Origin of the sequence: Pedobacter sp. 22226 (genome assembly GCF_052045455.1) — a bacterium.
In the GTDB taxonomy this organism is placed as follows: Bacteria; Bacteroidota; Bacteroidia; order Sphingobacteriales; family Sphingobacteriaceae; genus Pedobacter; species Pedobacter jeongneungensis.
Genome location: NZ_JBQEPB010000001.1, coordinates 149,386 through 163,138 on the forward strand (window position 1 = coordinate 149,386; position 13,753 = coordinate 163,138).

The following is a 13,753-nucleotide window of genomic DNA, read 5'->3' on the forward strand; positions in this document are numbered from 1 at the left end:
TGTCGATTAGCACAAAAGAAATGAACAATAGCACAAAGCGGATAAAGCCATAAAGCCTTCATTTGTATCGTTAATTCTAACCATAATATTCTATGCACATTTTTACATCTTTCATCAAGAGTAACAAGCGGATGTTAATGCTTTTACTACTGATTTTTACCCATGGATATCTCTTTGCACAGCAGGCTACCATTACCGGAGTTGTTAAATCAGCACCCGATAATTTAGGTTTGCCAGGTGTAAGCGTTCGCTTAAAGGGAACAGCGATTGCCACCTCGACCGATGCAAATGGAAATTTTAGCATCAAAATACCAGCAAAGGCCGGTATTCTCGAATTTACTTCAGTCGGCTATAAAGTTCAGGATGTTTCGGTTGCTAAAACCACTACCTTAAACATCACCTTAGTAGAAGATGCATCTACTTTAAATGATGTAGTTGTTGTAGGCTATGGAACTACCCGAAAACAAGATCTTACCGGGTCTGTAGCTGTTGTTGGTGTAAAAGATTTTCAAAAAGGAAGCATCAGTACGCCGGAGCAAATGTTATCAGGCAAGGTGTCGGGGGTGTCGATTACTTCGAACAGTGGTCAGCCGGGAAGTGGTAGCACCATCCGGATCCGTGGCGGTTCATCGTTAAATGCCAGTAACGATCCATTAATAGTGATTGATGGGGTACCTTTAGAAAGCGGCGGTGTTTCGGGCGCATCAAATCCTTTAAGTTTCATCAATCCAAATGATGTTGAAACTTTTACAGTTTTAAAAGATGCATCAGCAGCAGCCATTTATGGCGCAAGGGCATCAAATGGGGTAATTATCATCACCACCAAAAAAGGATTGGGCGATGCCTTAAAAGTTACTTTTAATTCGGTAAACGCTGTTTCTACCTTAACCAAACAATTAGATGTGTTAAGTGCTGACGAGATCCGCACAATTGTAAACGCTAAAGGTACTTCGGCTCAAAAAGCACAGTTGGGTACTTTTAATACCAACTGGCAGGATTTGATTTATCAGGATGGTTTTTCTACCGATAACAACATCAGCATTAGTGGCGGAATCAAAAAATTGCCTTACCGCTTATCCATCGGATACCAAAATCAAACGGGGGTTTTAAGAACCGACCAATTGCAGAAAACTTCAGCAGCAATTGTTTTTAACCCGAGATTTTTTGATAATCACCTGAAACTGGATATTAACCTTAAAGGTAGCATGCAGAAAACGCGATTTGCAAATACGGCCGCTATTGGTGGCGCGGTAAGTTTCGATCCAACGCAAGCTACCTATACCAACCGATCAGACTATAATGGTTATTGGGAATGGCTGGATTCTACTACACCAACAGGATTGGTTAATCTGGTTGGCCGTAATCCGGTTGGATTGTTAGAACAACGAGAAGATCGTGCTAAACCAATGCGCAGCATCGGTAATGTTCAGCTCGATTATAGTTTTCACTTTTTGCCAGAATTGCACGCTAATTTAAACGCCGCCTATGATGTAGCTTCAGGAAAAGGTACTGTTTTTGTCGACCCGAACGCAGCTGAAGCATTTGTTGGTAATTTAAATGGCCTTGGTAATGGTGTAAATAATCAATACAAACAGAACAGGAGAAATACCGTTCTCGATTTTTACCTCAACTATGTTAAAGAATTTAAATCGATCAAAAGCAGGGTAGATGCAACAGCGGGTTATTCTTATAATGATTATTTAACCACCCAGTATTTTTATGCAAATTTTGACGCCAGTGGAAATCAGACCAATGCTACGCCGGCTTTTGCTTTTAACAAACCACAAAACCGTTTAATCTCCTATTTTGGGCGCTTAAACTATAATTATGACGACCGGTTTCTGTTGACAGGAACAATCCGCAGAGATGGTTCATCTCGTTTCGGGCCTGCCTATAAATATGGGGTGTTCCCATCGGCAGCTTTAGCATGGACGATTAAAAATGAATCTTTCTTAAAGGATAACAAAATCGTTTCTGCATTGAAATTACGTTTGGGTTATGGTATTACAGGGCAACAGGATGGAATTCCTAACTATGGATATATGTCTACTTATGGCCTGAGTTCGTTAAATGCGTCTTATCAGTTCGGAAATATCTTTTACCAGATGTACCGTCCAAGTGCGTACATTTCTAATTTGAAATGGGAAGAAACGGCCACAGCCAATATTGGTTTAGATTTTGGACTCTTAGATAACCGCATTACGGGTACGCTGGAAGTTTACCGTAAGAAAACCAGCGATTTATTGAATTTAATTCCTCAGCCTGCCGGAACAAATTTTGCCGCAACCGCAGTGGTAAACGTTGGTGATATGGAAAACAAAGGGGTAGAGTTAACCCTGAACTTTAACCCGGTAAAAGAGAAAGATTTCAACTGGGATTTTAGTTTTAACGCTACCTATAATAAAAATACCATTACCAATTTAACGGTTGTGCCAAACGATCCAAATTATGCAGGTTTCCCCAGCGGAACCATTGCAGGCGGTGTTGGCGGTCAAAATGCGTTTATTAATGCAGTTGGCGGACCTAAAAATACTTTCAATCTGTTCGAACAGACCTACGACCAGAATGGAAACCCTATTGAGGGGGTTTATGTAGATCAGAACGGGGATGGCGTAATTAATCAAAACGATTTCAAAAAAGGAAAACAGGCAGATCCTAAAGTGTTTTTAGGTTTTAGCAACAATTTAAGCTACAAAAAATGGAATTTGTCTTTCACGCTCAGGGCTAACTTAGGTAATTACCTGTACAATAATAACTATAGCCAAAGCGGTAATTTAAATCAGATTTTAGGTACGGCCGTAATTTTAAATGCCTCGCCAAATTACCTTACTACCAATTTTAAAACACAGCAGTTACTGAGCGATTACTATGTTCAGAATGCATCATTCCTGAGAATGGATAATGTTAACCTGGGCTATTCCTTTGGTCAGATCTTAAAAACCAAAGCAAACCTTAGCTTAACTGCCAGCGTACAGAATGTGTTTGTAATTACAAAATATAAAGGTTTGGATCCGGAAGTTGCCTCTGGAGTGGATAACAATATCTATCCCCGACCACGTATTTTCTCTTTAGGCTTAAATGTTAATTTTTAAGATGATGAATTGCTTTAACAAAAAATATATGAAACCACGTGTTTTACAATTATTTATTCTGGCTTGCACTGGGGTAATTTTTACCACATCATGCAACAAATTAGATTTAGTACCCACCAATGATCTCACAGCTGATAAGGTTTATACCTCTGCAGCAGGTTACAAACAATCGTTGGCCAAGGTGTATGGTGCTTTTGCCCTTACCGGAAATGCTTCTGTTGGTCAGCCCGATATTCCGATGGAGATTATCAAAGATGAAGGTAATTCCGATTTTCTGCGTTTATACTGGAATTTACAGGAACTCACTACTGATGAGGCGGTTTGGTCGTGGCAAAACGATGCAGGTATCCAGGGCCTGCACGAAATGACCTGGTCGTCTATCAATTCGATCATCAATGGTTTATATTACCGTTCATTTTTTCAGATTACCCTTTGCAACGATTTCATCAATCAATCTTCTGATGATAATTTAAGCAAAAGAGGAATTGTTGGAGCTGATGCCGATCAGGTGCGCAGGTTTAGGGCAGAGGCGCGTTTTATCAGGGCTTATCAATATGCGGTATTGATGGATCTTTATGGAAATCCGCCATTGGTTACCGAAACCACTGAGGTAGGAGGTAAGGATTTACCCAAACAGATTACCCGTAAAGATTTATTCGCTTATGTAGAATCGGAGCTTAAAGCCATCGAAAATGATTTAGCTGCACCAAAAGCCGGCGAATATGGCCGTGCAGACAGGGCCGCATCATGGGCTTTATTATCAAGGATATATTTAAATGCAGAAGTATATACCGGTACAGCCCGATATACAGATGCCATTACCTATTGCAACAAAATTACCGCTGCGGGTTATACGCTTCATGGCAACTACCGTGAGCTGACCATCGCCGATAACCACTTGAATACCGACGAGAACATTTTCACCATTAATTATGATGGCACCAGTACCCAAAATTTTGGGGGTACCACTTACCTGATGCATGGTCCGGCACACGTGCCGGCAGAAGTTTCAGGATCGAACGGCGATTGGGGCGGATTAAGGATTACCCAACAGTTTGTTAATCTTTTTGCCGATAAAACCGGCGCAACAGATACAAGGGCACAGTTTTACATGTCCGGACAAAACATGGAGGTGAACGATTTGTACACCTCAAATGATGGTTACTCGAGCACTAAATTCCGTAACAAAACCCGCTCTGGTGGTCCAGCCCCACATCAGGATGTAGCCAAAGACTTTTCGGATATCGATTTTCCGCTTTTTCGTTTAGGTGAAATCTATTTAACTTATACCGAAGCTGTTTTACGCGGTGGCTCAGGCGGTAGTTTAACACAGGCATTAACGTACATTAATCAGTTGCGCACCCGTGCGTATAACGGAAGCGTAGCTGGAAACATCACCTCAAGCGCTTTAACTACCGATTTTATTTTAGATGAACGCGGGCGTGAACTTTGGTACGAGGCAAGCCGCAGAACGGATTTGATCCGTTTTGGAAAGTTTACCACCGCTGCTTATTTATGGGCATGGAAAGGTGGCGTTAAAAACGGTGCAGCCGTAAATGGCAAATACAATCTTTATCCATTGCCGCCAACCGATCTTTCGGCTAATCCAAATCTTCGTCAGAATACAGGTTATTAATCTAAATTATCATGAAAAAATCCATTCAGCTTATCTATACTTTGCTTTTAATCAGCCTGTTTTTGGGTTGCAAAAAAGATGATAGTACAAATATCGTTACCCCACCAGGTGCGGGTAGCCTTGCTTTTAAAAGTTCGGCCGCCAGTGTGGTGTTAACAGCAGCAACTGATGCTGCCAATGTAGCTACATTTAGTTTTAAAGCAGCAAATTTTGGGGTAAGCGTAATCCCAACGTATTCTTTAGAGTTTGATGTACCTGCAGATACCTCAGGTGCAAATGCCTGGGCAAACGCTGTTATCGTTAAACTTGCTGCAGGTACTTTTGAAAAAACTTATTCAGGTGCCGATTTTAATTCACTTCTGGCCAATCAGCTATTGTTGCCAACAGGTGCAGTAAGTACATTAGTAGTACGTTTGAAAGCAGAAGTAACCCAAAATACCGGAACGACTTCTGCTGTTAAACCAGTTTATTCGAGTTTAACCATGATGGTTAACCCATACAAAGCCACCATAGAATATCCTGCTTTGATGGTAAAAGGAGGTAATTCCTGGAAAACACCAACCGCAAGAACCAATGGTTTTGTACTAACCTCAGCTAAATTCAATTCGAAATACGAAGGTTATCTTAATCTGCCAAATGCCGATGGTTATGGTGGCGATGCTTTTCAATTGGTATCTACAAAAGATGCCAGCAAGGTTTACGGTTGGGGAGGTACTTCAACTACGATGAGCTTAACAGGAGGTAATTTGTATCTTACACCAGCTCCGGCTTATATGAAAGTAAATGCCGATGTAGATGCATTGACGATCACCTATACACCTGTTAAATTCTTTATCTCTGGCGATGATAATGCCTGGAGTACTTCATCAACACCATTGATTTACAATGCAACAACAGGCAAGTGGGTTGCTGCGAACGTTTCATTAACGGCAGGCAAAACTTTTGTATTTACCTGTAATGGTGGTTACGATATCAGCTACAAAGTAGATGCCAACGGTGCCTTAGTTTATGCTGGTGCACCAACCTGGGGTGGTATCAATATCCCGGTTACCAAAACAGGCGTTTTCACCGTTACTTTAGATTTAAGTGCTGGTGACGGAAATTATACGTATTCAATTAAATAGGCGAGAGATGTTAAAAAATATAAGCATAAACAGCATGAAATGGCTGGGATTTACTTTATTACTGGTAATGATAAGTATCGGATGTAAAAAATCAGTTAAGGGAGAAACACAAATTTATCCGGAGCCAGATCCGGTTGGAACTTATGCCTTAGGTGCCGATGTGAGCTGGCTGACCGAAATGGAAGCCGCGGGCAAGAAGTTTTACAATGCTGCAGGAGAACAACAGGATTTGCTTAAAATTTTAAAAGATAAGGGCATTAATACCATTCGCCTCAGGGTTTGGGTAAATCCGGCTGCCGGTTATTGCAATACTGCTGATGTTTTGGCGAAGGCAAAAAGAGCAAAAGCCATGAATATGCGTTTGCTGATTGATTTTCATTACAGCGATTCGTGGGCAGATCCCGGACAACAGAATAAACCTGCTGCATGGGCAACACAGGATTTTGCAACCTTGAAAACTTCCGTTTATAACCATACCGTTGAGGCGCTAACAGTGCTGAAAAACAATAAAATTGTGCCAGAATGGGTGCAGGTAGGTAACGAAACCAATAATGGCATGTTGTGGAACGATGGAAAAGCCTCTGTTAACATGAAAAATTTTGCAGATTTGGTACTTTCGGGATATAATGGTGTAAAAGCAGTAAATCCAACTTCAAAAGTGGTGGTGCATATTTCTAACGGCTACGATAACAGTTTGTTTAGGTGGATATTTGATGGATTAAAAAATAATGGCGCTAAATGGGATGTCATCGGCATGTCGATGTACCCAGCGGCTACAGATTGGTCTGCAAAAAATACCCAGTGTTTAGCCAATATGACGGATATGGTTTCGCGTTACGGATCGGAAGTGATGATTTGCGAACTGGGAATGCCGGTTTCGGAAGCAGTAGCCTGCAAAGCTTTTATAAAAGATTTAATGGCGAAGAATAGATCGCTGCCCAATAACAAAGGCTTAGGGGTTTTTTATTGGGAGCCGCAATCTTACAATAGCTGGAGTGGTTATAAATTGGGCGCCTTCGATGATTCGGGTAAGCCAACAGTTGCAATGGATGCATTTCTGCCTTAACTTGGCAGCTGGTCCGGATTTGTAATCCGGGCCTTGCGAGGGCGGATTTTAAATCCGCAATTAGAGCGTCGGGATTGCAAATCCCGACCAACAGGATTTTAAATCCGCAGTTAATAAACAATTTTTTATTTATGATTTTACTCAAAAAACTGTTCCCTCTTTTTGCTTTTGCCCTTGTGGTGATGGTTTCGCATGCCCAAAATAAACAGGGTGTTTATGTAGATGCATCGGGCGTAATCCGCTGGGAGAAAGACCATAAGGAAGCTGCTTTTTTCGGTACCAACTATACCGCACCTTTTGCCTATGGCAATCGGGCCATTTTAAGAATGGGCGTAACTGCCGAACAAGCCATAAAAGACGATGTGTATCATTTTTCCCGTTTGGGTTTAGATGCTTTCCGTGTACATGTTTGGGATCAGGAAATATCAGATGCCGAAGGCAACCTCATCAATAACGAACATTTGCGCCTTTTCGATTTTCTGCTTGCAGAACTTAAAAAACGTAAAATCAAAACTTTGGTTACGCCAATTGCCTTTTGGGGAAACGGTTATCCTGAGAAAGATGAAAATACAGGTAGTTTTGCCAATAAATATGGTAAAGATAAATCGGTAGTAAGCGAAGAAGCCTTTAAAGCACAGGAAAATTACCTGAAACAGTTTTTCAAACACAAAAATCCTTATACAGGTTTAACTTACCAGGAGGACGCCGATATTTTAGCTACAGAGATCAATAACGAACCTCACCATAGCGGACTAAAGGAAAGGGCGACGGAATACGTTAACCGCATGACAGCAGCTATAAAAAGTACCGGCTGGACTAAACCCATTTTCTATAACATTAGCGAATCGCCCTGGTATGCCGATGCGATTGTAAAAGCAAATGTTCAGGGACATACTTTTCAATGGTACCCAACAGGTTTAGTTGCCGGACATACCTTGCAGGGCAATTACCTCCCGAATGTGGCGAAATATAAAATACCTTTTGATACCATTCCGGCGTTTAAAAACCGTGCTAAAGCAGTGTACGAATTTGATGCGGGCGATGTAATGGCACCGATAATGTACCCTGCTATGGCCAGGAGTTTTAGGGCTGCAGGTTTTCAATGGGCCACCCAGTTTGCCTATGATCCGATGGCAACTGCTTATGCCAATACAGAATATCAAACTCATTATTTAAATCTCGCATATACGCCATCAAAAGCAATCAGCATGTTAATTGCTTCAAAGGTTTTTCATCAACTTGGTCGTTTAGATACTTTAAACAATGGCAATACTTTTGGTCCCTTTAAAATCGATTACAAAAATTCGCTGAGCGAAATGAATACTGCCGAAGAATTTTATTACACAAATTCCACCTCATCCAAAATTGTAAATGCAACAAAACTAAAACATATTGCAGGGATAGGAAACTCTAAAATTATTCACTATGAAGGCAGGGGGGCATACTTTATCGATCAGGTGGCTGCGGGCGTATGGCGTTTGGAAATAATGCCGGATGCCATCCAGATCAGGGATCCTTTTGAAAAAACATCGCCCCAAAAAGAGGTAACCAGAATTGTATGGAATACTTTGCCAATGAATATTAACCTGCCGGATTTAGGTCCCAGTTTTACTGTTAAGGGCCTAAATCAAGGCAATACGCTGAATTTGGTAGCTGTTAAAAATGAGTTCAATGTTTCACCCGGCGCCTATTTATTGGTAAAGAAAAACCTGAAAACCAACCTGAACGCACAAAGTATTTACCAAAATATCATTTTAGGCGAATTTGTTGCACCAAAAGCTTCAGCAGGAGATGTTTTTGTGAAGCATCAGGCGCTAAAAACGGTTTCAGAAGATATTGCTTTTCAAATCATCGCAGAAATTACAGGTTTAGGCCTAAAAGATTCTGCCTTTGTTCAGTTAAATGCTGCCAACCGCTGGAAAAATATTCCATTGCAAAAAGCTCAGGAATACCAATACACTGCGACAGTGCCTGCTGAAATGGTAAAAAATGGCCTGTTGAAATATCAGATCATCGTTCATAAAGCAAATGGCGATTACATCACTTTTCCGGCAAATGTAAAGGGAAATCCAAATGCCTGGGATAAGCTTGAAACGGAAAGTTACCAGACCTATGTAGCCGCTAAATATGCCATTGTAGAAATCTTCAATGCAGCTTTAGATGGAAAAAACAGCAATATTTATAATCCGGATTGGGGAAATAGTAAGGTAGAATACATTTCAGAAGAAAATCCATCCGTTTTAAATATGAAACTCTCTATCAATATACCTAAAAGTATCCAACTGATGGGTTTTCAAAGTTATTTTGTTAATAAAATGGCTGGAAGAGTTTCGGAACTGAATAATTTAAAAAAAATGGTCATTAAAATAAAGGCAAATACCGAAAACACTAAAGTTAAAGTGGGCTTAATTGATACTGATGCACATTTCTTCTCTACTGAAATCCTTGCGGGAAAAGATTTTCAACTGATTGAAATTCCATTAAATCAGCTTAAAAATGATGCACAGTTATTGCTCCCGCGTCCTTATCCTGGCTTTTTGCCACTTTATTATCAATCACCAGACAAAGCTGCATTCGACTTAAAAAATGCCGAAAAGCTCGAAATTACTTTTGGTTATGGGGCTGGTACTAAACCGATCAATATTGCTATCGAATCTATTTATTTAAAATAACCATCAATTACATGTTCCGATTGAAGAAACTACTTTTTGCCATCTTTATACTTAGCCTTGCTTATTTAAATGCCGCTGCACAAAGGACTGAAGTCTTACTCGATGAAGGCTGGAAATTCTCAAAAGGAAATTTTCCAAATGCTGCTGAAGCCGGTTTTAATGATACCCGCTGGGAAACGGTTACCGTTCCACACGATTGGGCCATCAGCGGACCTTTCGATAAGGAAATAGACAAGCAGGTAACCGCCATTACCCAAAACAACGAAACCAGGGCCAGTGAAAAAACAGGCAGAACAGGTGCCTTACCCTATATAGGCGAAGGTTGGTACAGGAAAAAACTCAATCTTCCAACGCTAAAGGCAAATCAGAAAGTTTTGCTGCAAATTGATGGCGCCATGAGCGAACCCCGTGTTTACCTCAACGGAAAACAGGTTGGGCAGTGGAATTATGGCTACAATTACTTTTATATTGATATCACCAATGATTTAAAAGTGAATGATAATTTATTGGCCATTCACCTTAAAAATATGCCAAAATCATCGCGCTGGTACCCGGGTGCGGGTTTGTACCGTAACGTACATTTGATTATTAAAGAAGAAAAAAGTATCGATCAATGGGGGATTACCGTTACCACACCAATCGTAAAAAAAGAATTTGCCAAAGTAAACATCAAGACCAAATTAACAGGGAGTGGTATTCGATTGGTAACGCAAATTTTAGATAGTTTAGGTAAACAGGTGGCTATTGATACGGCAAAAGGCATTTTTGGCAATGAGGCTGATCAGAATTTAGAAATCAGCAATCCGGTTCTTTGGAGCCCGGAGCGCCCATACCTGTACACCGCAGTATCAAGCGTGTATGAAGGAAACACTTTAAAAGATGTAGTAAAAACAAGATTAGGGATTAGAACGATTAGTTTCAGCGCGGGCATTGGCTTTAGCCTGAACGGTAAGGTACGAAAGTTTAAGGGCGTTTGTTTACACCACGATCTTGGTCCGCTTGGAGCGGCCATTAATACCGCAGCTTTAAAAAGGCAGCTCACTATTTTAAAAGAAATGGGTTGCGATGCCATCCGTAGTTCGCACAATATGCCGTCGCCTGAGCAACTGGAGCTATGCGACGAAATGGGGTTTATGTTCCTTGCCGAGAGTTTTGATGAATGGGCAAAAGCTAAAGTAGAAAACGGTTACCACCTATACTTCAATACCGATGCCGAAAAAGATATTATTAACCTGGTGCAGGCCAATAAAAACCACCCGTGTATTGTGATGTGGAGTTCAGGAAACGAAGTTCCAGATCAGTTCGGGGCCGAAGGAGTTAAAAGGGCAAAATGGTTGCAGGAAATTTTCCACCGCGAAGACCCTACACGTCCGGTTACCGTAGGCATGGACCAGGTGAAGGCGACGATGCAATCGGGTTTTGGCGCATTGATGGATATTCCGGGCTTAAATTACAGGGTACACCTTTACGAAGAAGCCAATAAGGTTTTCCCGCAGGGGTTTATCCTTGGTTCAGAAACGGCTTCAACCGTAAGCTCAAGGGGGATTTATAAATTTCCGGTGGTAAAAGGCTTTGATAAACAATATCCTGATTTTCAGTCCTCTTCTTATGATCTGGAATATTGTAGCTGGTCTAATGTACCTGACGATGATTTTGTAATGCAGGATGATAAACCATGGGTAATCGGGGAGTTTGTCTGGACCGGTTTTGATTATCTGGGCGAACCTACTCCGTATGATACCAGCTGGCCATCAAGAAGTTCCTATTTCGGGATTTCTGATCTTGCAGGTTTACCCAAAGACCGTTATTACCTGTATAGAAGTCGCTGGAATAAAACAAAACCTACTTTACATCTATTACCGCACTGGAACTGGGAGGGAAGAGAAGGTGAAACAACACCAGTTTTTGTGTACACCAGTTACGATAGTGCCGAGCTTTTTTTAAACGGGAAAAGTTTGGGGGTGCGGAAAAAAGATAAATCATCTCCGCAAAACCGCTACAGATTGATGTGGATGGATGTTAAATACGAACCAGGAACATTAAAAGTGGTAGCGCTTGACGGCAACGGAAAGCCTGTAGCCGAAGAAAAGATTACCACAGCCGGAAAGCCATACAAAATTGTGTTAACGCCTGATCGAAAAGAAATTACCGCTGACGGAAAGGATTTGTCTTTTGTAACAGTATCGGTGGTTGATAAAAATGGAGTTCCTTGTCCTACAGCCGACAATGCCTTAAATTTTGAGGTAAATGGCGCAGGAACATTTAAAGCAGTTTGTAATGGTGATGCCACTTCATTAGAATCTTTTGTAAAACCAAGCATGAAATTATTCAGCGGAAAACTGGTTGTGGTGGTACAGTCTGATAAAAAAGGTGGTACAATAGCGTTGAAGGTTAAAGGTAAAGGATTAGAAAATGGAAATATAGACGTTGTTTCGGCTAAATAATCAGGAGCTAATAGGTGGTGTCATTTCCAACTTAATTGGCAATGTTAATGCTTTAGCGCGTTTAGAAATAGTAAAGCATGACAATTAATTCCACCGTCCATTTACATTTTCCATTAAATAATGTATAGGAACTGTTACATTTTAATCTTATCAGGAATAATTTTTTAAATTAGCATATATTCAAAAACCTGATAAGCTTATGGAAAATCTAAAAGAAGAAACCAAAATTAAAGCTTTCCTCACCAGGATAAAAGCAGAGTGGCCGGGCGTGGTAGAGCGCTTTGAGTTTAAAACAGGCAGTGTAATTTACGTTCATTTAAAGGAAGGAATATCGAGTATGGATTTTCTGGGTAAACTTTCCCGCCAGGTAGAACGTTTTGTAGATTTTAGCATGCCCATTATCCTTTATCACATCGAAAGTGATGGCATGAACTTAAGGTCGCATCCCATCAACTGGTATTCTCCACTTACGCAGAGAAACTCGATTTAGTGTATTCAGATTTTGCTGTTTTAAATCTTTTTTCGCCGTAAACTCAATTTTGTTTGCCAGTAATTTTGGTTTTTGCGTTTTAATCCTATTTTTGAGTTTTAATTTAAAAAACATCCAGTATAATGAAAAACGGAACAGTAAAATTTTTTAACTCAGAAAAAGGCTTTGGCTTCATTAAAGAAGAAAGTGGATCTGAGATTTTTGTGCATGCATCAGGCCTGATTGATGAAATCAGAGAGAATGATACAGTTGAATACGAAGTTCAAGAAGGCAAAAAAGGCCTTAATGCAGTGAAAGTAAGAGTTGTTTAATTCTTCCCCAAAAAGATTTTGAGCAGGATTTAGTCCTGCTTTTTTTTTGCCCGGAGTTTAGTAAGCCGATTTTAAATCCAGTGGTTTAATTACTGAACAAAAAGACTGAAAAAATTTCTTTCTCATTTCTAGCCGATTACCGTTTTTAACTATTTTAACTGCATTCTGCATAGTTATTTTGTGGATTGGATTTTTATTTTTGTTATTGTCGATCTATTCGGCCGGAACCAAACAAATTAAAGATTTTTGCAACTTTCTATTTTTTCAATTCAGGAACCTGTTATTAGTAACAAACCTCTTGATCGGGGCACTTTTATGGCCGCGGCCCAGTTTGTAACTGCGTTAAATTTTGAAGCTGAATTTGAGCTTTTAAGCCTATCGGCCATGAGCACACAAGTGGGAGCAGTAAAAAAGGGCGGACTTATATTTGTACGTAATGGTAAGTTGAAAATGCACCCCGAAATTTATGATCATTTATCATTGATATCAATTTCTTCTATTTGTGCAGGAAGCATTTACCTGCATGGCCTTGATAAAATTGCTGCAGAAATTGTAAACCTTCCTTACAGCGACGAACTCTTAAATCTTGAAGGTGCGGAAGAAGATTACATGGCCTTTAAACGGTTGTGCAGCCCGGTTTCGAGGTTTTTTTTATTGCAGGCCAAAAAAGTACAATGGTCAGCCATTCTTTCCACCTTCAGGTTCCTGATGATGAAGGGCATCTGGGAGGTAGTAAATTATGTTGCGGAGGCCATTAGCCAGGCTGATGCCGATGTACTATCTTTTATGCAACTTTTAGAAAAGATGCAGAAGGAAAAATGGTATCCTGAATTTTGCAGCTCCCTTAAAACATTTCACACTTCACGATACCCTTTAAGTAAGGTTAAACTTGAATCTGAATTACCCGAAATGGCCTGA

9 protein-coding genes are annotated in these 13,753 nt (G+C 40.4%); all 9 read left to right on the forward strand.

Annotated features, from left to right (window positions below; all coding sequences use genetic code 11):
- Window positions 1–92 precede the first annotated feature (92 nt).
- Window positions 93–3,092, forward strand: a complete 3,000-nt coding sequence (locus tag ACTJKC_RS00635; RefSeq protein ID WP_440789358.1) for a SusC/RagA family TonB-linked outer membrane protein — start codon at window positions 93–95, stop codon at window positions 3,090–3,092.
- A 28-nt stretch (window positions 3,093–3,120) separates the two neighbouring features.
- The gene (locus tag ACTJKC_RS00640) at window positions 3,121–4,728 is read left to right on the forward strand and encodes a RagB/SusD family nutrient uptake outer membrane protein (RefSeq protein WP_440789360.1); all 1,608 of its coding nucleotides are present in this window, start codon (window positions 3,121–3,123) and stop codon (window positions 4,726–4,728) included.
- An 11-nt stretch (window positions 4,729–4,739) separates the two neighbouring features.
- Window positions 4,740–5,852: a SusE domain-containing protein gene (locus ACTJKC_RS00645; protein ID WP_440789362.1), complete on the forward strand. Its 1,113-nt coding sequence runs from the start codon at window positions 4,740–4,742 to the stop codon at window positions 5,850–5,852.
- A 7-nt stretch (window positions 5,853–5,859) separates the two neighbouring features.
- Window positions 5,860–6,918 carry a glycoside hydrolase family 53 protein gene (locus ACTJKC_RS00650; protein ID WP_440789364.1) on the forward strand — a complete coding sequence of 353 codons (1,059 nt, stop codon included), beginning with the start codon at window positions 5,860–5,862 and terminating at the stop codon, window positions 6,916–6,918.
- A 131-nt stretch (window positions 6,919–7,049) separates the two neighbouring features.
- The gene (locus ACTJKC_RS00655; RefSeq protein WP_440789366.1) at window positions 7,050–9,590 is read left to right on the forward strand and encodes a membrane or secreted protein; all 2,541 of its coding nucleotides are present in this window, start codon (window positions 7,050–7,052) and stop codon (window positions 9,588–9,590) included.
- Between the two features lie 20 nt (window positions 9,591–9,610).
- Window positions 9,611–12,034 carry a DUF4982 domain-containing protein gene (locus ACTJKC_RS00660; RefSeq protein ID WP_440789368.1) on the forward strand — a complete coding sequence of 808 codons (2,424 nt, stop codon included), beginning with the start codon at window positions 9,611–9,613 and terminating at the stop codon, window positions 12,032–12,034.
- 199 nt (window positions 12,035–12,233) lie between these two features.
- Window positions 12,234–12,524: a hypothetical protein gene (locus ACTJKC_RS00665; RefSeq protein WP_440789370.1), complete on the forward strand. Its 291-nt coding sequence runs from the start codon at window positions 12,234–12,236 to the stop codon at window positions 12,522–12,524.
- Between the two features lie 122 nt (window positions 12,525–12,646).
- On the forward strand, window positions 12,647–12,835 hold the full coding sequence (locus ACTJKC_RS00670; protein ID WP_025142821.1) for a cold-shock protein: 189 nt from the start codon (window positions 12,647–12,649) through the stop codon (window positions 12,833–12,835).
- 384 nt (window positions 12,836–13,219) lie between these two features.
- Entirely contained in the window at window positions 13,220–13,753 is a 534-nt protein-coding gene (locus tag ACTJKC_RS00675; RefSeq protein ID WP_440789372.1) for a hypothetical protein, read from the forward strand.

Coding starts and splice junctions, on each gene's coding strand:
- ACTJKC_RS00675 (WP_440789372.1), top strand. CDS start 13,220: ATGAGCACACAAGTGGGAGCAGTAAAAAAGGGCGGACTTATATTTGTA.
- ACTJKC_RS00650 (WP_440789364.1), top strand. CDS start 5,860: ATGTTAAAAAATATAAGCATAAACAGCATGAAATGGCTGGGATTTACT.
- ACTJKC_RS00665 (WP_440789370.1), top strand. CDS start 12,234: ATGGAAAATCTAAAAGAAGAAACCAAAATTAAAGCTTTCCTCACCAGG.
- ACTJKC_RS00670 (WP_025142821.1), top strand. CDS start 12,647: ATGAAAAACGGAACAGTAAAATTTTTTAACTCAGAAAAAGGCTTTGGC.
- ACTJKC_RS00645 (WP_440789362.1), top strand. CDS start 4,740: ATGAAAAAATCCATTCAGCTTATCTATACTTTGCTTTTAATCAGCCTG.
- ACTJKC_RS00655 (WP_440789366.1), top strand. CDS start 7,050: ATGATTTTACTCAAAAAACTGTTCCCTCTTTTTGCTTTTGCCCTTGTG.
- ACTJKC_RS00635 (WP_440789358.1), top strand. CDS start 93: ATGCACATTTTTACATCTTTCATCAAGAGTAACAAGCGGATGTTAATG.
- ACTJKC_RS00640 (WP_440789360.1), top strand. CDS start 3,121: ATGAAACCACGTGTTTTACAATTATTTATTCTGGCTTGCACTGGGGTA.